We start from the raw sequence: 22,509 nt of genomic DNA on the forward strand, positions 1-22,509 counted from the left end.
CAGCCACCTACCACCAGTGATTGCGGATCCAGAAGTCGTGCGCGCCTGCCCAGCTGCCGTAGCGTCCCGTCGCGTAGCCGTTGGCCCACGTGAGGTTCACCACCGGGTCGTAGGCGTTCGCGAGCTTGCCGCAGGGATAGACCTGAACGAGGCCGCATGCGCCGGAGGAACGGTTGGTCGCGTTGGGATTCCAGCCGCTCTCCCGTCCGACGATGAAGTCGACATAGCCCCAATCCGCTTCGGCGATGCCCGCAGCGGCCATCCATTCGGCGGGTGAGCCGCCGCCGCTGTACACGGGAGGAGGAGCCGGAGCGGCAGGAGCGACGCCCTCGCGTGCCGTCGGCGTCGGTGTCGGCGTCGGCGTCGGCGTCGGTTTGGGGGTGACATACACCGAGTAGCCGTCGCGGCCGAGATCGAGAAGCCCCTCCGCCTCGGCGGCGCTGGCCGTCATGACGCCCTCGTACGTCTGCACGTGCTCGAGCGATGCGGCGTACAGCGACGACGCGGGCTCTTCGGCGTTGGCCTGCGAGACGGCCATGCCCGCCGTGCCCGCGTATGCGGCGACGAAACCCACGGCGGCGAACGCCGCGAAGACTCCGAGCACGCCCCGCCTTCGCGACCAGCGCGGCGTCATGGCTGACGAGCGACGCGACGGTGGCGCAGAAGAAGCGGTCGCGACGTCCTGGCGGGCGGAACGCCGCGCGCGGAACATCTCATCGCCGGTAGTCACAGTGCCGCCGAGTCTACCGGCCGGTCCGGCGCCGTGCCATTCGCGTGCGGATGCTGCGCATGAGCGTCCTCTCACGTGACGGCGAGCATGACCTCGACGACCGCATCGAGCACGGCGTCGACCTGCACTTCGCGATATCCCCCGCGCTGCATGCGGAACGCGACCGAGCGCACCTGTTCGATCGTCAGCGGCTCACCTCTCTCGAGGTAGCGCGCCAGCTTGTCGGCGACGAGGTCGACCTCGTCGATGCGGTACCCGTACCGCAGGACGCCGACGGTCGCGAACCGCTTGCCGTTCGGACGGGACAGCCGGTCGAGCACGACCTGAGCGGTCTCGCGCGCGTGGTCGACCCAGGCTTCCGCGCCGAGCCGGGCCAGAGCCGCCTCCCGCTCGCGGACGGCGAAAGCGTCTTCGATGCGGCTCAGCGCCGCATCGACCGCCGCTATGGAATAGCCCTTGCGGACCAGCGGGAAGGCGACCTGGCGCACCTCGGCTGCCGTGACCCGGCCCGGGTCGTCGTCTTCGAACGCGCGGCGGGCGCGCGCGAGGAAGGCGTCGACGGCGCGCTTCTCGTAGCCTTTCGCCCGGCCGCGGCTCTGCGGGAACGCGGTCGGTGTCGTCTCGGTCGTCGTCATGAGGCCACCAACGGAGTGAAGAGGTAGTAGAGCGCGAGCGCCGCCGTCGCGGACGGGAGGATCGAGTCGAGCCGGTCGAGGACTCCCCCGTGTCCGGGAAGCCACGAACTCATGTCCTTGATGCCGAGATCGCGCTTGATCATCGATTCACCCAGGTCGCCGATCGTCGCGGTGGCGAGGATGACGAGGCCGAAGACCACGCCCATCCACCATTCGATGCCGATCATGAACATCGCGATGAGCACGCCGGCGACGACGGCGGCGACCACGGCTCCGCCGAAGCCCTCCCACGTCTTCTTGGGGCTGATGCGCGGTGCCATCGGGTGGCGCCCGAAGCTGATGCCGGCGACGTACGCACCGGTGTCCGAGGCGACGGCGACGATGATGAAGCCGAGCACCCACCATTCCCCGCCGTCCTGGCGAAGCAGAACGAGCGCGAGGCTTGCGAAGAAGGGCACGTAGAGCTGGACGAACGCACCGACGAGCACGTCGGTGAGGACGTCACCGTACGTGCGGCCGTCGTGCGCGGTCATCTGCGCCAGGAGGCGCCAAATCACGATGACGGCGATGGCGACGAAGACGACGACCCACAGCAGCCACGCGTCGAGGAAGAAGCCCGCCGCGATGACGGCGGTCGCGGAGATCAGCTGCGGGATGACATCGATCCGCCAGCCGGCGGCGATGAGAGCGCGTGAGAATTCGAAGACCGCCAAGAGAGCGGCCGCGAGCGCGAAGACGGCGAAGCCCCACGAGAACAGCAGCAGCGACGCCAGCAGAACGCCGCCGATCGCGACCGCGATGACGATGGCGACGAGCAGGTCACGCCCCGTGCGCTGCTTGATACGCTCGTTGACCTCTTCGAAGTCGGTGCGCGCCTGCGCGATCTGATGCTCGAACTCGCTGCGCGCGGCTCGCACGTGCGATTGGAAGACAGCGGTGGGATCCGCCCCGTCGTCAAGGTGTCGGCGAGACTCCGCGGCATCCTTCCGCGTCTGCGGCGGAACCGGAGCCGGGGTGTCTCCCGGGTCTGATCCGGATGCCTCGGTCATGGGTTCGTCAGACCTCGAGCAGCTCTGTCTCTTTGCGCTTGAGCGCATCGTCGATCGCGTCGACGTGGGTGCGTGTGAGCGCGTCGAGGTCCTTCTCGGCCCGCACGAGTTCGTCCTCGCCGACGTCTCCCTTGAGCGCGTCGAGCTCGTCCTTCGCCTTGCGACGCAGTCCGCGCACGTGCACCTTCGCGTCCTCGCCCTTGCTCCGCACGAGCTTGACGTACTCCTTGCGACGCTCCTCGGTGAGCTCGGGCAGCGTGACGCGGACGATGTTGCCGTCGTTGGTCGGGTTCGCCCCGATGTTCGGCTGGTCGCGGATCGCCTGCTCGATGGCCTTGAGGGCCGACTTGTCGTAGGGCGTCACGATGATCGTGCGCGCCTCGAGGTTGTTCAGCGACGCGAGCTGATCCAGCGGAGTCGGAGTGCCGTAGTAGTCCACCGGGATCTTCTGGAACAGCTGAGGATTCGCGCGACCGGTGCGAACCGTCGCGAAGTCCTCCTTCGCTGCCTCGACGGCGCGGTCCATGCGCGCTCCGGCATCGGTCAAGACGTCCGCGATCACAGTGTCTCCTTCGCGTAGTGGTGCGGGGGCAAGTCTATCGGCGTGGTCCCGTCACGCCGTGACGAGTGTGCCGATCGGTTCTCCGAGCAGAGCGCGCGTGACGTTGCCTGCCGGCTCCATGCCGAACACGCGCATGTCCATGCTGTTGTCCATGCACAGGCTGAACGCCGTCGAATCGACGACCTTGAGGCCGCGCTGAAGCGCGTCGAGGTAGGTGATCCGGTCGATCTTGGTCGCCGTCGCGTCGGTCTTGGGATCCGCCGTGTAGACGCCGTCGACGCCGTTCTTGGCGACGAGCACCTCACGAGCGCCGATCTCGAGCGCGCGCTGCGCCGCGACGGTGTCGGTCGAGAAGTACGGCAGGCCGGCGCCGGCACCGAAGATCACGACGCGTCCCTTCTCCATGTGGCGCTCGGCGCGCAGCGGGATGTAGGACTCGGCGACCTGTGTCATCGAGATGGCGGACTGCACGCGCGTGGCGGCGCCGGCCTGCTCGAGGAAGTCCTGGAGCGCGAGCGCGTTCATGACGGTTCCGAGCATGCCCATGTAGTCGGCCCGGCCGCGTTCCATGCCGCGCTGGCTGAGCTCAGCGCCGCGGAAGAAGTTGCCCCCGCCGACGACGATGGCGATCTCGACACGGTCGACCGCCGCGGCGATCTCGCGTGCGATCTGGCTCACGACGTCGGGGTTGACCCCCAGCTGCCCCGCTCCGAATGCTTCGCCCGACAGCTTCAAGAGGACGCGGCGGCGTCCCGTGGCTTCATCGATCACTGTTTTCCTCTCGCCGTGTACAAACTACCCTCCGCGAACTCCGTGCATGCGAAGGGCCCGCATCGCCGAGGATGCGGGCCCTTGCGATGTCTTACGCGCCGACCTTGAAGCGGGCGAAGCCGGTCAGGGTGAGACCGGCCTCTTCGGCGACCTTCGCCACCGAGAGCTTGTTGTCCTTCGCGTAGTCCTGGTCGAGCAGCGACACCTGCTTGACGAAGGCGTTCACGCGACCGTCGACGATCTTCGGGAGCGCAGCCTCGGGCTTGCCCTCGTTGCGCGAGATCTCCGTGACGATCTCACGCTCGCGCTCGATGTCGGCGGCGGGCACCTCATCACGCGACAGGTACGAGGGGTTGGCGAACGAGATGTGCTGCGCGATGCTGCGCGCCGTCTCGGTGTCCGATCCCGTGTACGCGAGGACGACGCCGACCTGCGGGGGCAGGTCCTTGCTCGTCTTGTGCAGGTAGATCTCGAAGGCGTCACCGGTCAGCGTGCGAACGCGACGCAGCTCGACCTTCTCGCCGATGATGGCGGCCTCGTCCGAGATGAGCTCGGCGATCGTGCTGTCGCCGGCGGGCGCGGCGAGAGCGGCCTCGGCCGAGTCGGCGCCGGCGGCGATCGCGGCGTCGAGAACCTTGTCGGCGAGGGCGATGAAGCGCTCGTTCTTCGCGACGAAGTCGGTCTCGGTGTTCAGCTCGATGATCGTGACGGTGTCACCGGACTGCTTCGCGGCGACGAGGCCTTCGCTCGTGGAACGATCGGCACGCTTGGCGTTGCCCTTCGCCCCCTTGAGGCGCAGGATCTCGACGGCCTTCTCGAGGTCGCCGTCGGCCTCCTCGAGCGCCTTCTTGGTGTCGACCATGCCGGTGCCGAGCTGCTCACGCAGCGTCTTGATGTCGGCGATCGTGAAGTTTGCCATGTGGCGGCTCCTTGGTTGTGTGAGTTCTCGGGGATGTCCCGGGCCGGGTGGGGGCGGTGCACCGCACCCGGCCGGGACCTCGTCGTGTGGGGAGTCTTACTCCGCTGCTTCCTTGACGGCCTCTGCCTCGTCGGCGGCGACCTTCGCTGCGGCCTCGTCCTTGACGGGCGCCGCGGCGTCCTGGCTCGCCTCGTCGGCGGCTTCGGCAGCCTCCACGGCAGCCTCGGCCGGCGCGGCTCCGGCAGCGGCGTCGTGCGCGGCAGCACCGGCAGCGTCGGCGGCCGACTCGGTCGCGGCGATCTCGACGGCGGCGACGTCGGTCTCGACCGGCGCACCCTGCTCGAGCAGCTCGCGCTCCCACTCGGCCAGCGGCTCAGCGGCCTCTGCGGTCTCGCCCTGCGGCTGGTGACGCTGGATGAGGCCCTCGGCTGCGGCATCCGCGATGACACGCGTGAGCAGGCTCACCGAGCGGATCGCGTCGTCGTTGCCGGGGATCGGGTACTGGAACTCGTCGGGGTCGGCGTTGGTGTCGAGGATGCCGATGACGGGGATGCCGAGCTTCGTGGCCTCGTTGACCGCGAGGTGCTCGCGCTTCGCGTCGATGACCCAGATGGCCGACGGCGTCTTCTGCAGGTTGCGGATGCCGCCGAGCGACTTGTGCAGCTTGTCGAGCTCGCGCTTCTTGAGCAGCAGCTCCTTCTTGGTGAAGGGGCTCGAGGCCGGGTCGTCGAAGTCGAGCTCTTCGAGCTCCTTCATGCGGGCGAGGCGCTTGGACACCGTCTGGAAGTTGGTGAGCAGGCCACCGAGCCAGCGCTGGTTGACGTAGGGCTGGCCGACGCGGGTCGCCTGCTCGGCGATGATCTCCTGCGCCTGCTTCTTCGTGCCGACGAAGAGGACCGTGCCACCGCGGGCGACCGTCTCCTTGACGAACTCGTACGCCTTGTCGATGTACGACAGCGACTGCTGCAGGTCGATGATGTGGATGCCCGAGCGCTCGGTGAGGATGAAGCGCTTGACTTTCGGGTTCCAGCGGCGGGTCTGGTGTCCGAAGTGGACGCCGCTGTCGAGCAGCTGGCGGATCGTGACGACGGCCATGGCCGTTCTCCTGTTCTGGCGCTCGCGCGCCTCTTGCGGTTGTTTTCCGCCGACATAGGTCGGCGAGCCTGGTGCCCGGCGCACGCCCGCTCTTCATCGAAGAGACCGGTGGGAGTGGATGCCGCGCCGTCCGGTTCCGGGGAATCGTCGGCGCTCTGGGCACGCGTAGTCATCTCGATAGACGAGATGCGCCTCCAGTGTAACAGCCGGCGCTCCTCCCCAACGGGCCGTCGGACGCCGTTTCGCACGGGTTCCGGAGTGCTCGCATCTGCCGTTCGCGACGCCGCGAGAATCATCCGGGTGGAGACGAAGGCGGATGCCGCGCGCGCGAGGCGCGTCGTCGCGTTCGTGTTCGTCCTCGCGTGCTGTCTCGGCGGTGCGCAACCCGTCGGCGCATCCGGCCCTGCCGCGGACCCGTTCGATGGGTGGGACTGGCCGCTGGCCGCCTCGCGCATCGTGGCGCCGTACGCGGCTCCCGAGCACCGCTACGCCCCCGGTCATCGCGGCATCGACGTGCGGCCCGTCGGCGACGCGACCGTCGTCGCTCCCGAGGCGGGCGTCGTCGCGTTCGCGGGCGTCGTGGTCGACCGCAGCCTCATCACGATCGATCACGGTGGCGGGGTCGTGTCGACCCTCGAGCCGGTGGAGCCCGTGGTCGCGGTCGGCGCCGTCGTCGAGCGCGGCGCGATCATCGGTGCGGTGTCGGCGGGCGGACACGCGGCGACGGGAACGCTCCACCTCGGGGTCCGGGTGGACGGCGAGTACGTCAATCCTCTGCTGTTCCTCGGCGGCGTGCGTCGCGCCGTGCTCCTCCCCTGCTGCTGAGGGTGTCAGGCGCGGGGGTGGGCCTGACGGTAGCTCGCCGTGAGCCGCTCGCTCGACACGTGCGTGTAGATCTGGGTCGTACCGAGGCTCGCGTGACCGAGCAGCTCCTGCACGGCGCGCAGATCAGCCCCGCCATCGAGCAGGTGCGTGGCCGCCGAGTGCCGCAGCGCGTGAGGCCCGACCGTTCCGCCGGCGATCGGCGACACTGCTCGGGCGACGACATCGTAGACGGCGCGGGGTCCGACCCGTCCTCCGCGGGCACCGAGGAACACGGCGCGTGCGGGGCCGGTCTCGGCCCGCGCCGCCAGCACGGGGCGCGAGCGGACGAGGTAGGCGTCGAGGGCGTTCGCGGCGGGAACGCCGTACGGCACGACGCGTTCCCGGTCGCCCTTGCCCACGACGCGCGCCGTGCGTCGCTCGCGGTCGACGTCGTCGATGTCGAGCCCGCACAGCTCGGCGACGCGCATGCCCGAGCCGTAGAGCAGCTCGAGCACGGCGTGGTCGCGCAGGGCGAGCGGGTCGCCGTCGGCGGCGGCCGCGCGCGCGGCATCCAGCATCGACGCGAGGGCGTCCGCGGCGGCCACCCGGGGAAGCGTGCGGCCGCGCTTTGGTGCGACGAGTCGCACCGTCGGGTCGGCGGTGCACAGGCCGTTCTCGAGCGCCCACGCGAAGAACCCGCGGACGGACGCCGTGCGCCGTGCGATCGTCGACCGCGCGTCACCGCGCTTGGTCGCGTGCCAGAGCCATTCCCGCAGCTGCTCGAGGTCGATCCCGGCGACATCGACCTCGCCGACGACGCGCGCGAGGTCCGCGAGATCCGCGCGGTACCCGCGCACCGTCGCGGGAGACAGTCGGCGGACGTCGGCGAGATGCCGCGCCCACCGGTCGATCGCCTCGTGCACGTGCATGTCCCCAGCATGCGGGGCACGGACGGCGCGATCGCGGCGGCTCGCCGTCTCACCGCCGGCAGCCCGACACCATGCGCCAGCCGCGTGCGTCGCGCTCGACCTCTCCCGTCAGCTGAAGCAGGCCGAGGACGGACTCCACCTCGCCACCGCTCATGCCGGTGCGCCGGGCGACGTCGGCGGCGTCGCGCCACGAGCGCGTGCTCAGCGCGTCGCGGACGCGGCTCGTGTCGTCGGTCGGCGGGCGGTCGTCCGGCGGCACGTCCGGCAGCATCGCGCGGTAGCCGAGCATCTCGAGCACGTCGGCGCTGCTCGTGATGCACTCGGCATCGAATTCGCGCAGCAGTCGATGGCAGCCCACCGACGACGCGCTCGTGACCGCGCCCGGGACGGCACCGAGCGGCCGGCCCATCGCTGCGGCGTGCCCTGCCGTGTTGAGCGATCCGCTCCGCGCCCCCGCTTCGACGACGACCGTCGCGTCGGCCAACGCGGCGATGATCCTGTTGCGCTGCAGGAAGCGCCACTTGGTGGGTGCGGCGCCGCACGGCACTTCGCTCAGGAGCGCGCCGGATCCGGCGATCGCGTCGATGAGACCGCTGTGCCCGCGAGGATAGGCCTGATCGACACCGCCGGCGAGTGAGGCGATCGTCGTGCCGCCCGCGCGCAGGGCGGCACGGTGCGCGCTGCCGTCGATCCCGTAGGCGGCGCCCGAGACGATCGTGACGCCCTGACCGGCGAGCTCCGCCGCGAGCTCGGTCGCCACATGATCTCCGTACGAACTCGCCGCGCGTGCTCCCACGATGGCGACCGACGGCGCCCCGCTCGCGAGCAGGCGCGGATCGCCGCGCACCCACAGCGCGAGCGGCGCGTGCTCGCCGAGGTCAGCCAGCGCTGCCGGCCACTCCGCGTCGGAGGGCACGATCAGGCGTACGCCGGCGGCCGCGGCGTTGCGCAGCGCGTCGGTGATCGGCCGCTGAACCAGGCGCGGCACCCAGCGGCCGATGTCGGCATCGCTGCGCGCCGCGTCGGCCCGTGCGCACACGTGACGCAGAGCGCCCACGGCACCCTCGGCGGCGACGATGCGTCCGGCCGCACCGTCGCCGGGTTCGACCAGGCAGGACCACACGGCGCGGGCGTGGCGTTCCATGACGACCGCGTCATCGTCGCCGTCGCGAGCGAGCGAGGTGAGGGCGGCGCGGGCGGCATCGGGCGAGAGATCGATCCGGCTCACAGCATGAGACCTTTCTTCAGATAGAGGGCGCGTCCGACGTCGTCCAGCCCGAGCTGAGCGCGCCCGGCGAGGTCGGCGAGACTCCAGGCGACGCGCAGCACGCGGTCATAGCCGCGCAGAGTGATCCCGCCGCGGTGCAGCGCCGTATCGAGCGGTCGGCGCACCGTCGGCGACGGAGCGTGCGGGCCATCGCGCAGCCACGCGCCCGAGACGGCGACGTTCACGGTCCAGGGCGTGTCGCGCAGACGGTGCGCGGCCCGCGCCCTCGCGGCGATCACGCGCTCGCGCGCTTGCACCGTCGTCAGCCGAGGATGCCGCGAGTCCCGCGTCGCGACCGAGACGCGTTCGAGGTGCAGCTCGATGTCGATGCGATCGAGCAACGGCCCCGACAGGCGCCCGAGATACCGCCTGATCGCCATCGGCGTGCAGACGCACGATCCGCCGCGCACGCCGTACTGTCCGCACGGGCACGGATTGGTGGCGAGCACGAGCTGGAATCGCGCCGGGAACGCCGCCGTCACGCCGGCCCGATGGATCTCGATCGCTCCCTGTTCGATCGGTTGGCGCAGCGCATCGAGTGCGGAGCCGGCGAATTCGCCTGCTTCGTCGAGGAACAGGATTCCGCCGCTCGCACGAGCGATCGCGCCGGGCCGCACGACGCGCGACCCACCGCCGACGAGCGCGGCCATGCTGGCGCTGTGATGCGGTGCCTCGAAGGGCGGCGTGCGGGACAGCTCGGCGACGGGCCGCCCCGAGAGCGAGAGGATCGACGCGCATGCCAGCGCCGCACGATCGTCGAGGTCGGGCAGGATGCCGGGCATCCGACGCGCGAGCATCGTCTTGCCGGCACCGGGCGGTCCGGACATGAGCACGTGGTGCCCGCCGGCCGCCGCCACCACGATCGTCTCGACCGCGTCGGCCTGCCCCACGACATCGACGAGATCGAGGGGCGCTGACGGGGGCGTCACGCGCGCATCCAACGCGACGGGCGTCTCGTCATGCGCTTCGACGTCGGCGCCGTGTCGCGCGGCGACCGCGGCGAGGTTTACCGCGCCGTGCACGTCGATGCCGTTGACGAGCCGCGCCTCGGCGAGGTTCGCGTGGGGCACGACGACGCGCTGCATCCCCGCGCGTGCTGCGGCCACGACGGCCGGCAGCACACCCGGGACGGGGCGAAGACGCCCGTCGAGGCCGAGCTCGCCCACGTGCACGGTGGACGCCACCGATGCCGCGTCGAGACCGCCCTCGGTCGCGAGGGCGGCGACCGCGATCGCGACATCGAAGCCCGAGCCCTGCTTGGGCAGTGCCGCGGGCGAGAGATTCACCGTGAGACGGCGGCGGGGAAGATCGAGCCCGCTGTTCGCCGTCGCGTTGCGCACGCGCAGCACGGCTTCGCCGAGCGCCTTGTCGCCCAGGCCGATGATCCGGAAGTCGGGAGTCTGATTGGTCAGATCGGCCTCGACCTCGACGAGATGACCGTCGAGTCCCGTCAGCGCGACCGCCCACGTGCGCGCGACGGTCACGTCAGGTCCAGATCGTCGATGAGCTCGAGCCGACCGCGCGCGGGGTCGTCCCCCACGATGCCGACCGCGGCGAAACGCAATCGACGCCCTTGGACGAGCTCGCGATGCCCGGCGATCCACGCCATCGCGAGCCGCCAGAGGCGGGCGCGCTTGCGCGCGTCGATCGCTTCGAAAGGATGCCCGAATCCCTCGCCGCGTCGCGTCTTCACCTCGACGATGACGATGTCACGGGCCGTCAGCGCGACGAGATCGAGCTCACCCCCGCGGCACCGCCAGTTCCGGTCGACGATCGTGTACCCGAGGTGTTCGAGGTGCTGGGCCGCGCGTGCCTCTCCCGCGCGCCCGAGGTCGTCTTTGGCAGCCATCGACCCAGCATCGGCCGTGCGCCATCACCGCGAACGTCGTCGGCGAGATCGGTGGACCGATTCGCGAACCGGCCGCCTCGGGAGGAACCGTTGTGGTCAGCTGTCGAGCGAGAGCTCGTCGGGGAGCTGGAAGTCGCGGCGCGTGAGCTCTTCGACGTTGACGTCCTTGAACGTCAGCACCCGCACGCTCTTGACGAACCTGTCGGCGCGATAGATGTCCCACACCCACACATCGCTCATCGAGATCTCGAAATAGAAGTCGTGCTCGGTATCGCGGCGAACGACGTCGACGTCGTTGGCGAGGTAGAACCGACGCTCGGTCTCGATGACGTACTGGAACTGCGAAACGACGTCGCGGTACTCCTTGTAGAGCGCAAGCTCGAGCTCGCGATCGTAGTCCTCGAAAACGTCGTCATCCATGGTGGCTCCAGCTTAGACGCGCCGCGCCGAGGGGGCGGCATCCGTGGCTCAGAACAGCGCAGGCGCGTCGGCGATCGACCAGGATGCGCGATGGTGCGGGCTGATCCCGTGCGAGCGGATGGCCTCACGATGGCTCGGGCTCGCGTATCCCTTGTTGCGGGCCCAGTCGTACTGGGGCAGCTCATCGTGCAGCCGTGTCATGAGGGTGTCGCGGGCGACCTTCGCGATGACGGATGCCGCGGCGGCGCTGGCGCAGTCCCGGTCGGCCTTCACGACGGGTCGAACCTGCAGTCCGACGGCACCCGCCGGCGTGATGTAGTCGTGGTTGCCGTCGAGCAGCACGATCGCCTCTTCGGGGACGACCCCGTGCGCACGCAGGTCGGCGAGGGCGCGGATCGTCGCGAGGCCGAGTGCGCGCATGATCCCGATCTCGTCGATCTCGGCGGAGCTCGCCCATCCGACCGCGCTGGCGGAGACCCACTGCGCGGCACGCGCGGCGACGGCTGGGCGGCGAGGCTCGGAGACGAGCTTCGAGTCGCGCAGCCCCTCGGGCACCCGCTGACGCGAGCGCCGGGCGTCGATGACGGCGGCGCCGACGGCGACGGGACCGGCGAGTGCCCCCCGGCCGACCTCGTCGCAGGCGATCACGAGCGCGTGCTCTTTGAGCAGCCGCCGTTCCAGCGTGAGACGCGGTGCGATCACCGTCACGGCGCGTCGACCTCTTCGTCGTCGGGCACACCGGAGAAGACATCGTGGTGGAAATCCAGCAGCGAGAAGCGATCGAAGGGCCACGTGATGACGAACGCGCGGCCCACGACGTTGTCCAGCGGAACGAATCCCTTGCCCGGCTGGTTCGTGTTGTACCGCGAGTCCTTCGACCGGTTCCGGTTGTCGCCGAGCACCCACAGGCTGTCTTCGGGAACGACGACATCGAACGTGTCGGCCGAAGCGGGGCTCCCGCCGGGCAGCTTCGTGTACGACGTCTCGTCGATCGGAACGCCGTTGACGGTGAGCTGGCCGAGGGCATTGCAGCAGACGACGTGGTCCCCCGGCAGCCCGATGATGCGCTTGACGAGGTGGTCGTCGCTGTCGGGCGCGGTCAGTCCCACGAAGCCGAGGATCCCGTCGATCGCCTCGATGAACGGCGACCGTGCCGGCTGCGTCGTCAGGGGCAGCCAGCCCCCCGGATCGCGGAAGACGACGATGTCGCCGCGCTCGTAGCCGGTGAAGCGCGGCGTGAGCTCGTCGACGAAGATCCGATCGTTGACGACGAGCGTGTCTTCCATCGAGCCGGACGGAATGTAGAAGGACCGTACGACGAACGTCTTCACGAGGAAGGACACGAGCACCGCCACGAGCACGATCACGATCACGTCGCGCAGGAAGATGAGCCATCCGCGGCGACCGCCGCTCTCACTCGCCGCGTCCGCCGATGACCGAAGCGGTTCAGCCGGCGCCGTCTGCTCGGTCGTCATGGAGATCCTTCGCGGGGAGAACGCCGGGCGGCGGCGGAACCGTCCTCCAAGGTTCGCATACTCGGAGGCCGGGTGACGGCCAGGCGCGATGGATTCGGCCCGTTCCGGTCGCAGAGACGACGATGCCCCGGACACGCGGTCCGGGGCATCGTGACGGGAACGTCAGTTCTCGCGCTTCTCCTTGATCTTGGCCTTCTTGCCACGGAGGTTGCGCAGGTAGTAGAGCTTGGCGCGACGCACGTCACCGCGGCTCACGATCTCGATGTGGTCGATCACGGGGCTGTGCACCGGGAAGGTGCGCTCGACGCCCACCTGGAAGCTGATCTTGCGGACCGTGAAGGTCTCGCGCACGCCGTCGCCCTGACGGCCGATCACGATGCCCTGGAACACCTGGATGCGCGAGCGGCTGCCTTCCGTGATGTTGACGTGCACCTTGACGGTGTCGCCGGGGGCGAAGGCGGGAATGTCGGAGCGCAGCGATGCTGCGTCGACGGAATCGAGGATCTGCATGATCGTATCTCTCTGCGGCCGCCACAGGTCGACCGCGGGAAGGAATGGAAAGGATGTCGTGTGTCCGAAGCCATCGGCATGGATCCGAATGGCGGGCTCCCCTGAGGCAGAGCCGGATCAGGACACAAACAGCTATTCTGCCACGAATGACGGATGCCGCCAAAATGAGGCGGCCGCGAGGTCAGCCGCGTGTCGTGCCGGGCTTCTCGGTGATGATGATGACGTCCTCCGGCTCGGGGTCGGACCTGGTCGTCGTGGGCGGGATGTAGCCCACCCCGCTCGTGGTGCGCAGCAGGAAGCCCGAGGGCTTGGCCTGACTCCACAACTGGGACAGCTCGAACCAGAACAGACCAAGGCCCACGACGATCGCGGCGACGAGGGTGAGCGCCCACCAGTTCGGATCGAAAAAGCCCAGGGCGATGACGAGCAGGTGCCACACCGTCAGACCGGCGACGTCGGGCCAGGTCACGGCGCGATGCGCGCGGACGGTTCCGCGCGCACGGATGAGCAGGGTCAGCACGAGCTGCCAGACGAACACGCCGGGGATCGCGAGGAAGAGCACCCAGAGGAAAGCCCACGCGCCGGCATTGAAGACGCCCCACCCGATGAGCAGCCACAGGGGCAGCACGAATGCGGCCGGGATGAGCCAGCCGAAGAACGCGCGTCGCAACCACATGTCCTCGATGCTACGCCGCGCTCGAGGCGTGCGGCGCGGTGCGCCGGCAAGGACACAGCAGATTCCCCGCGATGCGTCCGACAGAATGGACGAAGTCGATGAGAGGACACCCATGATCGAACTGCGCACTCCCGCCGAGATCGAAGCGATGCGACCGGCAGGACGATTCGTCGCCGAGACCCTGGCGACGTTGCGTGACGAGACCAGGGTGGGCACGAACCTCCTCGCGATCGATCGCCGCGCGCATGAGCTCATCCGCCGCGCCGGAGCCACCTCGTGCTACATCGACTACCACCCCTCGTTCGGCGCCAGCCCGTTCGGCAAAGTGATCTGCACGTCGATCAACGATGCCGTGCTGCACGGTCTCCCCCACGACTACGCGCTGCGCGACGGTGACCTCGTGTCGCTCGACTTCGCGGTCTCGGTCGACGGCTGGGTCGCCGACAGCGCCATCTCGTTCGTCGTCGGCACGCCCCGCGACGAAGACCTCGCCCTCATCGACACGACCGAACGCGCCCTGAGCGCAGCGATCGCCGCGGCGGGCGTCGGGCACCGTGTCGGGGACATCTCCCACGCGATCGCCGAGGTCGCTCGCGCGGACGGCTATTCGATCAACACGGATTTCGGCGGCCACGGAGTCGGCCGCATCATGCACGGCGACCCGCACATCCCCAACGACGGCAAGCCCGGTCGTGGATACCCGCTGCGCGCGGGCCTCGTGGTCGCGCTCGAGCCGTGGTTCCTGCAGACGACCGACAAGCTCGTGACCGATCCGGACGGATGGACCCTGCGCTCGATCGACGGATCGCGCGGTGCGCACTGCGAACACACGATCGCCGTCACGGAGGACGGACCGGTCGTGCTCACCGACCGCTCGTTCCTCGGCGTCTCCTAGTCGGCCAGCAGGTCGGGCCGACGTTCGCGGGTGCGTTCGAGCTGCTGATCGCGGCGCCACTGCGCCACTTTGCCGTGGTGGCCGCTCAGCAGGACGTCCGGGACGTCGTGCCCCCGCCACGATGCCGGCTTGGTGTAGGACGGGTACTCGAGCAGCCCGTCTTCGTGCGACTCCTCGACGAGACTCTCGGGGTTCCCGACGACGCCGGGGATGAGCCGGCCGGCGGCCTCGATCATCGCCATCGCGGCGACCTCTCCCCCGTTCAGGACATAGTCGCCGAGGCTCACCAGCCGCACCTCGCCGAGGGTCGCGGCATACGCGAAGACACGCTCGTCGATGCCCTCGTAGCGACCGCAGCCGAAGACCAGGTGCGGCGCGGCGGCGAACTCCCGTGCGGTCGCCTGACTGAATCGCTCGCCGGCGGGCGACGGGAACACGAACAGGGGTGCGGATGCGGCATCCGCGACGATCGCATCGAGGGCGTCGCCCCACGGCTCGGGCTTCATCACCATGCCCGCACCACCGCCGTACGGTGTGTCGTCGACCGTGCGATGACGATCGTGCGTGTGCTCGCGCAGGTCGTGCACGCGGATATCGAGCAGGCCCGCGCCTCGGGCCTTGCCCAGCAGCGAGACCTCGAGCACGTCGAAGAACGACGGGAAGATCGAGACGACGTCGATGCGATGTGCTGAGCTCGCCGAAGTGCGATGTGCTGAGCTCGCCGAAGTGCTCACGTCAGTCCTCCGCGGACTCGTCCTCGGCGGCGGGCTGAGCGGCCGCGTCGTCGACCGTGAGGTCTTCGAAGAGCCCGGCGGGCGGTGTCACGACGACCCGCCCGGCGGCGATGTCCACATCCGGCACGATCGCCGACACGAAGGGCACGAGCACCTCGCGGCCGTCGACGAGGCCGACGACCAGCAGATCCTGCCCCGGCAGATGATCGACGCGCACCACGCGACCGACGACGGTCGCATCGCGCACGACGTCGAGGCCGACCAGCTGGTGGTCGTACCAGGCATCGTCTTCGGCCGAGACCGCCGCGGCATCCTGATCCACCCAGAGGATCGCGCGGATGAGCTCTTCGGCGGCGGAACGGTCATCGACGCCCTCGAAGAAGGCGACGGGGTGCGAGTTCATCCACCGGAACTCGCGGACGGTGAGCTGCTTGCCGTGCCACGGGGAGGAATCGGGCACCTGCAGCGTGAAGGCCGCTCCTGGAACGAACCGCCCGTCGGGGTCGTCGGTGTAGAGCTCCAGCTTGAGAGCACCCTTGAGGCCGTGCGCCTTGACGAGGCGGCCCACACGGAGCTGGGTGCGGCCAGCGGGTGCCGCGGGCTTGGGCGAGCGGTCGTCGTGCGCCGGGGTCGCCGTGGGTTCCTCGGTCATCAGTCGTCCGCGACGTCGACGCGCACGCGGCGTCCGTCCGCGAGCGACGAGATGAGCGTGCGCAGCGCCTTGGCCGTTCGGCCGCCGCGCCCGATCACACGCCCCCGGTCGTCCGGGTGCACGCGCACCTCCAGGACGTCGCCTCGGGGCGACGTGGACGACTGGATGCGGACATCGTCGGGATGATCGACGATGCCCTTGACGACGTGTTCGAGCGCGGCGGCGAGCAACGTCTTACTCTGCGTCGGTCGCGTCGGCGGCGGGCGCTGCGGCCTCGGCCTCGGCCGCGGGCTCTTCGGCCTTCTTCTCGGCCTTGGGCTTGACGACGGACTTCTTGGAGGCGTCGATCTCGAACGGCACCTTCTCGGCAGCCGTGCGCACGGTCGACACGGCGTTCGCGTCGCCCTTGAACTTGCCCCAGTCGCCCGTCAGCTTGAGCAGCGCGAGGACCTGCTCGGTCGGCTGCGCGCCGACGCTCAGCCAGTGCTGGGCACGGTCGGAGTCGACCTCGATGATCGAGGGCTCCTCGGTCGGGTGGTACTTGCCGATCTCTTCGATGACACGGCCATCGCGCTTGGTGCGCGAGTCTGCGACGACGATGCGGTAGTAGGGCGCACGGATCTTGCCGAAACGCTTGAGACGGATCTTGACAGCCACGATTCTCCTGAAGTGTGGAAGCGGATGAACGTCGCCTGGAGCGTGGGGTGCACACCCGGCGGGAGCTCGGAGGTGGATCGCCGCATCGGATAGAGGGTCGAATGAGGCGTCCAGCCCTCTATTCTGCCAGATGACACGGGATGCCGCGAAACCACGGAGACGCGTGTCGACGCGTGCGAGACTGAGCGGATGACGGTGGCCTTCGCGACATCTGCCCGTTCTACTGTCGGGCTCGAATGGGAGCTCATGCTCGCCGACCGGGAATCGGGTGATCTCGTTCCCCGGGCGCCCGCGGTTCTCGACGCGCTCGGCGACTCCACGGCGCTCGAGCGGCACACCGTCACGGGAGAACTGCTCACGAACACCGTCGAGATCACCAGCGGCATCGGGAGCACGGTCGCCGCCGCGGTCGACGACATCGCCGATGCGATCGCCGCGATCCGCACGGTCACCGATCCGCTCGACATCGAGTTGCTGTGCGCGGGCAGCCATCCGTTCGCGCAGTGGTACGACCAGCAGGTCACCGAGAAGACCCGCTACCAGACGCTCATCGAGCGCACCCAGTGGTGGGGCCGCAACATGATGATCTGGGGCATCCACATCCACGTCGGCGTCGACGACGTCACGAAGGTGTTCCCCATCATCAACGCCCTCTCGGTCTACCTTCCGCACCTGCAGGCGCTGTCGGCCTCGAGCCCCTTCTGGGCGGGTGAGCGCACCGGCTACGCATCGAACCGCAGCCTGGTCTTCCAGCAGCTTCCGACGGCCGGACTGCCCTGGCCGCTGCGCGACTGGGCCGAATACGAGGAGTACCTGCGCGGGATGATCGCGACCGGCGTCATCGCCGACCCGACCGAAGTGCGCTGGGACATCCGGCCCGCACCACGCTGGGGAACCATCGAGGTCCGCGCGTGCGACGGCATGTCGACGCTTCCCGAGCTGGCCGCTCTCGCGGCCCTCGTGCAGACCCTCGTCGAGCACTTCTCGCGCGAGCTCGACGCCGGTCGGGAGCTCACGACCCTCCCGCCCTGGTTCACGCGCGAGAACAAGTGGCGCGCGGCCCGCTACGGCCTCGAGGCCGATGTCATCATCGACCGCGAGGGCACGCAGCGTCCCGTCACGGAGCATCTGCGCGAGACGATCGAACGCCTCGACGACGTCGCCGTCGAGCTCAAGTGCGCGCGCGAGTTCGGCGGTCTCGAGTCGATCCTCAGCGAGGGTTCGAGCGCAACGCGCCAGACGCTCGTCGCGGATGCCTCCGACGGCGACCTGCGCGCCGTCGTGCAGCACCTCATCCACGAGTTCCGCACCGGCCCGACGCTGCGCGAGCACCTGGCCCAGCACTGAGGATGCGCTGAGCGCGCAGCATCCGGAATGCGAGGTCAGCCGCGGCCGAGCATCTTCTGCAGTTCGGCGAGATCCTCTTCGCTCGGCGCGCCCTTCGCGCCGCCGAGCCCGAACCCCGAGCCCGTCGGAGCGGACGGCTCGGCCGCGATCCCGGCATTCTCGGCGGCGCGCTTGGCGGGGTTGCCCGAACGCGAGCCCTTGGCCTTCTGCTTCTTGCCGCGCTTGGACGTCGCGCCGGGACGACCGCCGCCGGGGACGGGACCCATGCCCGGAATGCTCGGCACTCCCCCGCGCGCGACGGTCTTCATCATCTTCGCGGCCTGGTCGAAGCGCTGCACGAGCTGGTTGACGTCGGTCACCGTCATGCCGGAGCCGCGCGCGATGCGCAGCCGCCGCGATCCGTTGAGCACCTTCGGGTTGCGGCGCTCGACCGGCGTCATCGAGCGGATGATGGCCTCGGTGCGATCGATCTCGCGCTCGTCGAAGTCGTCGATCTGCTGCTTCATCTGGCCCATACCCGGGAGCATCCCGAGCATCTTCTTCATCGAGCCCATCTTCTTGATCTGCTGCATCTGCTCGAGGAAGTCCTCGAGCGTGAAGCTCTCGGTCGCGAGCTTCTCGGCCATCTTCATGGCCTCGTCCTCGTCGAAGGCCTGCTGCGCCTGCTCGATGAGGGTCAGGATGTCGCCGAGGTCGAGGATGCGCGACGCCATGCGGTCGGGGTGGAACGCCTCGAGGTCGTCGAGCCCTTCACCGGTGGAGGCGTAGATGATGGGGCGGCCCGTGATCGATGCGACCGACAGCGCGGCGCCACCGCGGGCATCGCCGTCGAGCTTGGACAGCACGACGCCGGTGAAGTCGACGCCGTCCTGGAAGGCCTTGGCCGTGTTGACGGCGTCCTGGCCGATCATGGCGTCGATGACGAACAGGACTTCGTCGGGATCGGTCGCCTTGCGGATGTTCGCGGCCTGCTTCATGAGCTCGGCATCGACGCCGAGGCGACCGGCCGTGTCGATGATGACGATGTCGTGCTGCTGGCGCCGCGCGACCTCGACGCCGTCCTTCGCGACCTTGACGGGGTCGCCCACGCCGTTGCCCGGCTCGGGCGCGTAGATGGCGGCGCCCGCGCGCTCGGCGACGACCTGCAGCTGATTGACGGCGTTCGGGCGCTGCAGGTCGGCGGCGATCAGCAGCGGCGTGTGGCCGTCCTTCTCGAGCTGGTGGGCGAGCTTGCCGGCGAACGTCGTCTTGCCCGAGCCCTGCAGGCCCGCGAGCATGATGACGGTCGGCGGGTTCTTCGCGAACTGCAGGCGGCGCTGCTGACCGCCGAGGATGGCCACGAGCTCCTCGTTGACGATCTGCACGACCTGCTGCGCGGGGTTGAGCGCGCGGTTGACCTCGTCGCCGAGTGCGCGCTCGCGCACCTTGGCGGTGAAGTCCTTGACGACGGGCAGCGCCACGTCGGCGTCGAGGAGCGCCCTGCGGATCTCGCGGACGGTGCCGTCGACGTCGGCCGGAGTGAGCTGTCCCTTCTTCCGGAGATTCCGGAAGGTCTCGGTCAGCCGGTCGGAGAGTGTGCCGAAAGTCGCCATGATGCCCCAAGTTTACGCGTCCCCGCACCCGACCGCCGAGCCACCCTCCGTTCGCTCACGTGCCACCGGTCGCTGAGCCTGCAGAAGCGTCGTCGGCGAGCAGCTCGGGGGTCATGCCGCCGTCATCGTCGGGGTGATGCCACCCTGTCGGTGTCCGGCATCCCGGGTTCGTCCGGTTACGCGGGTCCGAGCTCCTGGAAGAGGGTGAGCTGCAGATCGGCCGGGCCCCGCAGACGGGCGTTGAGCGAGCGCCACGGTGTCTCGCGAGCGGATGCCTCGACCTCGGCGCCCGCGGCGGCCAGTCGTTCCACGGCACCGGCCGCGTCGTCGACCTCGAGCGCGACGCGCAGTCGATCGCTCGTGCCGTCGTCGGTCTCGACCCCGTCGATGAACGAGACCTGAGCGGAGTTCGCGAGCTCGAGCGTGGCCCTTCCCGCGTCGAGGATCACGACCCGGGCGCCGCCGTCGGCTTCGTAGGCCTCGGCCTGCGGCATCCCCACCTCATCCCGATAGAACGCGAGCGCCTCGTCGAAATCGGCCGCGTGCACGACGAGCCGGAGCTGCCGGACAGCACCCTCCGATGCGGGTGGGAGGGTGCGCGCCGCCACATCGCACGCGAGCACGAGGAATCGCGCGAGCGACGTGCGCCCCGCGCCATCGAGCGCCCAGGTCTCGAGGGCTGCGAGCACGGCGCCTCCCCACGCGGCCCCGGCGACCTCCGCGGTGACCCGGTCCGCGCCGTGCGCGTGCAGGTGCGTCGCGACGGCGCGCGCGATGCGTGCCCGGCGGAGGGCCGCTTCGCGCGGCAGTTCGTCCTCGAGCCCCATCGCGGACGTGTTGATGACGGCCAGCGCGAGCGAGTCCGGCACGAAGCCGTCTGCGAGCGAGAGGACGGATGCCGCGAGTCCCGCGGGCCCGCACGTCTCCAGCAGCGACTCCAGCCGGCCGATCCTCTCGTCGAGCCCGGCCCACAGCACGTCGGACTTGGAGGAGAAGTAGTTGAAGAAGCTCGACCTGCTGACGCCCGCACGTGTCGCGATGTCGACGATCGAGGTCGCCTCGAATCCCCGCTCGAGGAACAGTTCGCACGCCGCCTCGGCGAGGGTCTCCCGCGACGAGGCCTTCGGTCTGCCGGAACCCGCTGCCATGCGTTCAGGGTACGACCCTTCCTGCGGGAGTATTGTTGGACGCAATCCATCAATGCGCCAGAGGAGTACCGTGCTCGACATCGACGTCGTGGGAATCGCCCCCGTCTACATCCCGTATCTCGACGGCTGGGAGCTGCAGCGCCGGGTTCACGCCGACGTCGTCGCGCGGCGCCGGCCCGACACGATCCTGCTTCTCGAACATGAGGCCGTGTACACGGCGGGCACGCGCACGGAGGACCATGAGCGTCCGCTCGACGGAACACCCGTCATCGACGTCGACCGCGGCGGCAAGATCACGTGGCACGGCCCCGGTCAGCTCGTCGGGTATCCGATCGTGCGCCTCTTCGAGCCCGTCGACGTCGTGGGGCACGTGCGCCGGCTCGAGCACCTGCTGATCGACGCGCTGCGCGTGCACGGCGTCGACGGCTACCAGGTCGCGGGGCGCAGCGGCGTGTGGGTTCGTCGCCCCCTGTCCGAGGACAAGGTCGCGGCGATCGGCGTGCGCGTCGAGAAGGGGGTCACGATGCACGGCTTCGCCGTCAACTGCGACAACACGCTCGCGGGGTTCCGCGGCATCGTGCCGTGCGGGATCGCGGATGCCGGGGTCACGACCATCAGCGAGGTGGTGGGCGCCGACGTCGCTCCTCGCGACATCCTCGACACGATCACGGGCGCCTTCGAAGCCGAGTACGCGGGGGTGCTCGCGTGAGCGGGTGCGGCGCGCCGGCACCGGCGAACACGGCGCCCGACGGCCGCAAGCTCCTTCGACTGGAGATCCGCAACGCGCAGACGCCGATCGAGCGCAAGCCGGAGTGGATCAAGACGCGCGCGAAGATGGGGCCCGAGTACTCGGCGCTGCAGTCGCTCGTGAAGGACGAGGGCCTGCACACCGTGTGCCAGGAGGCCGGCTGCCCCAACATCTACGAGTGCTGGGAGGACCGCGAGGCGACGTTCCTGATCGGCGGCTCGCAGTGCACGCGCCGCTGCGACTTCTGCCAGATCGACACCGGCAAGCCGGCTGACTACGACACCGACGAACCCCGGCGCGTCGCCGAGAGCGTGACGCGCATGGGCCTGCGCTACGCGACCGTCACGAGCGTCGCCCGTGACGACCTGCCCGACACGGGCGCCTGGCTCAACGCCGAGACGGTGCGGCAGATCCACGCCCGCAATCCGAACACGGGCGTGGAGCTGCTCGCGAACGAGCACAACGGCGACCCCGCGCTGCTCGGGGAGATCTTCGGCGCACGCCCGGAGGTCTTCGCGCACAACGTCGAGACGGTGCCGCGCATCTTCAAGCGCATCCGCCCCGCGTTCCGCTACGAACGTTCGCTCGACGTGCTGACCCAGGCGCGAGCGGCGGGCCTCATCACGAAGTCGAACCTCATCCTCGGCATGGGCGAGGAACCGCACGAAGTCGTCGAAGCGCTGCACGACCTCCACGAGGCGGGCACCGACATCATCACGATCACGCAGTACCTGCGTCCCACGCCCCGGCACCTGCCGGTCGCGCGCTGGGTGAAGCCGGCGGAGTTCGTCGAGTTCAAGCTCGAGGCCGAGCGCATCGGATTCCTCGGCGTGCTGGCCGGTCCGCTCGTGCGCTCGTCGTACCGCGCGGGGCGCCTGTGGGCGCAGTCGATGCTCGCGAAGGGTCGCGAGATCCCGCCGCACCTCTCGCAGTTCGCCGAGACCGCCGAGACCGACTTCGCACAAGCCGTCTGACCCCACCCCGCCGCGCACAGCCGGTGAAGCGCGATCCCGCGAGCGCTGACCCCGCGAGCGGGACCCGGCGA

27 protein-coding genes are annotated in these 22,509 nt (G+C 69.7%); 5 read left to right on the top strand and 22 right to left on the bottom strand.

Going from position 1 to position 22,509, the window contains the following annotated elements; translation table 11 throughout:
• Positions 1 to 7 precede the first annotated feature (7 nt).
• The 7 genes from ACWIBS_RS07050 to rpsB all read right to left on the bottom strand — a co-directional run bounded on the left by ACWIBS_RS07050 (position 8) and on the right by rpsB (position 5,761).
• Positions 8 to 604, bottom strand: coding sequence for an aggregation-promoting factor C-terminal-like domain-containing protein (locus ACWIBS_RS07050; protein ID WP_376127586.1), 597 nt, complete (start codon positions 602 to 604; stop codon positions 8 to 10).
• A gap of 197 nt (positions 605 to 801) precedes the next feature.
• A complete protein-coding gene (locus ACWIBS_RS07055) occupies positions 802 to 1,365 on the bottom strand; it encodes a DivIVA domain-containing protein (protein WP_376127588.1) in 564 nt (187 codons plus the stop codon).
• Entirely contained in the window at positions 1,362 to 2,414 is a 1,053-nt protein-coding gene (locus ACWIBS_RS07060; protein WP_376127590.1) for a phosphatidate cytidylyltransferase, read from the bottom strand. The genes ACWIBS_RS07055 and ACWIBS_RS07060 overlap by 4 nt, the downstream gene beginning before the upstream one ends.
• Before the next feature lie 7 nt (positions 2,415 to 2,421).
• A complete protein-coding gene (gene frr / locus ACWIBS_RS07065; RefSeq protein ID WP_376127592.1) occupies positions 2,422 to 2,976 on the bottom strand; it encodes a ribosome recycling factor in 555 nt (184 codons plus the stop codon).
• A gap of 51 nt (positions 2,977 to 3,027) precedes the next feature.
• The gene (gene pyrH / locus ACWIBS_RS07070) at positions 3,028 to 3,747 is read right to left on the bottom strand and encodes a UMP kinase (protein WP_376127594.1); all 720 of its coding nucleotides are present in this window, start codon (positions 3,745 to 3,747) and stop codon (positions 3,028 to 3,030) included.
• A 91-nt stretch (positions 3,748 to 3,838) separates the two neighbouring features.
• A complete protein-coding gene (gene tsf, locus ACWIBS_RS07075) occupies positions 3,839 to 4,666 on the bottom strand; it encodes a translation elongation factor Ts (RefSeq protein ID WP_376127595.1) in 828 nt (275 codons plus the stop codon).
• Positions 4,667 to 4,762: 96 nt separating this feature from the next.
• Positions 4,763 to 5,761 (bottom strand): 30S ribosomal protein S2, encoded by a 999-nt coding sequence (gene rpsB / locus ACWIBS_RS07080; protein ID WP_376127597.1) that lies wholly within the window; start codon positions 5,759 to 5,761, stop codon positions 4,763 to 4,765.
• Between the two features lie 300 nt (positions 5,762 to 6,061).
• Here rpsB and ACWIBS_RS07085 point away from each other — a divergent pair, with 300 nt between their 5' ends.
• On the top strand, positions 6,062 to 6,586 hold the full coding sequence (locus ACWIBS_RS07085; protein ID WP_376127599.1) for a peptidoglycan DD-metalloendopeptidase family protein: 525 nt from the start codon (positions 6,062 to 6,064) through the stop codon (positions 6,584 to 6,586).
• Positions 6,587 to 6,591: 5 nt separating this feature from the next.
• Here the strand turns inward: ACWIBS_RS07085 and ACWIBS_RS07090 are convergent, their stop codons facing one another.
• The 9 genes from ACWIBS_RS07090 to ACWIBS_RS07130 form a co-directional block, all read right to left on the bottom strand.
• Positions 6,592 to 7,494, bottom strand: coding sequence for a tyrosine recombinase XerC (locus tag ACWIBS_RS07090; RefSeq protein ID WP_376127601.1), 903 nt, complete (start codon positions 7,492 to 7,494; stop codon positions 6,592 to 6,594).
• A gap of 49 nt (positions 7,495 to 7,543) precedes the next feature.
• Positions 7,544 to 8,722, bottom strand: coding sequence for a DNA-processing protein DprA (dprA, locus tag ACWIBS_RS07095; RefSeq protein ID WP_376127602.1), 1,179 nt, complete (start codon positions 8,720 to 8,722; stop codon positions 7,544 to 7,546).
• Complete coding sequence (locus ACWIBS_RS07100; RefSeq protein ID WP_376127604.1) at positions 8,719 to 10,245, bottom strand: YifB family Mg chelatase-like AAA ATPase; 1,527 nt, start codon at positions 10,243 to 10,245, stop codon at positions 8,719 to 8,721. Before ACWIBS_RS07100 ends, dprA begins: the two co-directional genes overlap by 4 nt.
• Positions 10,242 to 10,610 (bottom strand): YraN family protein, encoded by a 369-nt coding sequence (locus tag ACWIBS_RS07105; RefSeq protein WP_376127606.1) that lies wholly within the window; start codon positions 10,608 to 10,610, stop codon positions 10,242 to 10,244. The genes ACWIBS_RS07100 and ACWIBS_RS07105 overlap by 4 nt, the downstream gene beginning before the upstream one ends.
• A 96-nt stretch (positions 10,611 to 10,706) precedes the next feature.
• The gene (locus ACWIBS_RS07110; protein ID WP_376127607.1) at positions 10,707 to 11,030 is read right to left on the bottom strand and encodes a DUF2469 domain-containing protein; all 324 of its coding nucleotides are present in this window, start codon (positions 11,028 to 11,030) and stop codon (positions 10,707 to 10,709) included.
• A gap of 48 nt (positions 11,031 to 11,078) precedes the next feature.
• Complete coding sequence (locus ACWIBS_RS07115; protein WP_376127609.1) at positions 11,079 to 11,738, bottom strand: ribonuclease HII; 660 nt, start codon at positions 11,736 to 11,738, stop codon at positions 11,079 to 11,081.
• Positions 11,735 to 12,505 carry a signal peptidase I gene (gene lepB, locus ACWIBS_RS07120; protein ID WP_376127611.1) on the bottom strand — a complete coding sequence of 257 codons (771 nt, stop codon included), beginning with the start codon at positions 12,503 to 12,505 and terminating at the stop codon, positions 11,735 to 11,737. The genes ACWIBS_RS07115 and lepB overlap by 4 nt, the downstream gene beginning before the upstream one ends.
• A gap of 162 nt (positions 12,506 to 12,667) precedes the next feature.
• Positions 12,668 to 13,015: a 50S ribosomal protein L19 gene (rplS, locus tag ACWIBS_RS07125; protein WP_376127612.1), complete on the bottom strand. Its 348-nt coding sequence runs from the start codon at positions 13,013 to 13,015 to the stop codon at positions 12,668 to 12,670.
• 181 nt (positions 13,016 to 13,196) lie between these two features.
• Positions 13,197 to 13,691, bottom strand: coding sequence for an MFS transporter permease (locus ACWIBS_RS07130; RefSeq protein ID WP_376127613.1), 495 nt, complete (start codon positions 13,689 to 13,691; stop codon positions 13,197 to 13,199).
• A 112-nt stretch (positions 13,692 to 13,803) separates the two neighbouring features.
• Between ACWIBS_RS07130 and map the strand changes: the two genes are divergently transcribed.
• Positions 13,804 to 14,586, top strand: a complete 783-nt coding sequence (gene map, locus ACWIBS_RS07135) for a type I methionyl aminopeptidase (protein ID WP_376127615.1) — start codon at positions 13,804 to 13,806, stop codon at positions 14,584 to 14,586.
• Here the strand turns inward: map and trmD are convergent.
• The 4 genes from trmD to rpsP are packed head-to-tail and all read right to left on the bottom strand — an operon-like array spanning position 14,583 to position 16,629.
• Positions 14,583 to 15,320, bottom strand: coding sequence for a tRNA (guanosine(37)-N1)-methyltransferase TrmD (gene trmD, locus ACWIBS_RS07140; protein ID WP_376127617.1), 738 nt, complete (start codon positions 15,318 to 15,320; stop codon positions 14,583 to 14,585). The two genes, map and trmD, sit on opposite strands and share 4 nt — an antisense overlap.
• Position 15,321: 1 nt before the next feature.
• Positions 15,322 to 15,972: a ribosome maturation factor RimM gene (rimM, locus tag ACWIBS_RS07145; RefSeq protein WP_376127618.1), complete on the bottom strand. Its 651-nt coding sequence runs from the start codon at positions 15,970 to 15,972 to the stop codon at positions 15,322 to 15,324.
• Positions 15,972 to 16,202, bottom strand: coding sequence for an RNA-binding protein (locus ACWIBS_RS07150; RefSeq protein ID WP_376127620.1), 231 nt, complete (start codon positions 16,200 to 16,202; stop codon positions 15,972 to 15,974). The genes rimM and ACWIBS_RS07150 overlap by 1 nt, the downstream gene beginning before the upstream one ends.
• A 4-nt stretch (positions 16,203 to 16,206) precedes the next feature.
• Entirely contained in the window at positions 16,207 to 16,629 is a 423-nt protein-coding gene (rpsP, locus tag ACWIBS_RS07155) for a 30S ribosomal protein S16 (RefSeq protein ID WP_376127622.1), read from the bottom strand.
• A gap of 189 nt (positions 16,630 to 16,818) precedes the next feature.
• Here rpsP and ACWIBS_RS07160 point away from each other — a divergent pair, with 189 nt between their 5' ends.
• A complete protein-coding gene (locus ACWIBS_RS07160) occupies positions 16,819 to 17,976 on the top strand; it encodes a glutamate--cysteine ligase (protein WP_376127624.1) in 1,158 nt (385 codons plus the stop codon).
• 35 nt (positions 17,977 to 18,011) lie between these two features.
• Here ACWIBS_RS07160 and ffh read toward each other — a convergent pair whose 3' ends face one another.
• Positions 18,012 to 19,568: a signal recognition particle protein gene (gene ffh / locus ACWIBS_RS07165; RefSeq protein WP_376127626.1), complete on the bottom strand. Its 1,557-nt coding sequence runs from the start codon at positions 19,566 to 19,568 to the stop codon at positions 18,012 to 18,014.
• 176 nt (positions 19,569 to 19,744) lie between these two features.
• Entirely contained in the window at positions 19,745 to 20,716 is a 972-nt protein-coding gene (locus ACWIBS_RS07170) for a TetR family transcriptional regulator (protein WP_376127628.1), read from the bottom strand.
• A 52-nt stretch (positions 20,717 to 20,768) separates the two neighbouring features.
• Here ACWIBS_RS07170 and lipB point away from each other — a divergent pair, with 52 nt between their 5' ends.
• Positions 20,769 to 21,425, top strand: coding sequence for a lipoyl(octanoyl) transferase LipB (lipB, locus tag ACWIBS_RS07175; protein WP_376127630.1), 657 nt, complete (start codon positions 20,769 to 20,771; stop codon positions 21,423 to 21,425).
• Positions 21,422 to 22,438, top strand: coding sequence for a lipoyl synthase (gene lipA, locus ACWIBS_RS07180; protein WP_376127632.1), 1,017 nt, complete (start codon positions 21,422 to 21,424; stop codon positions 22,436 to 22,438). Before lipB ends, lipA begins: the two co-directional genes overlap by 4 nt.
• Positions 22,439 to 22,509: the final 71 nt, after the last annotated feature.

The organism is Microbacterium sp. NPDC055442 (genome assembly GCF_053644215.1).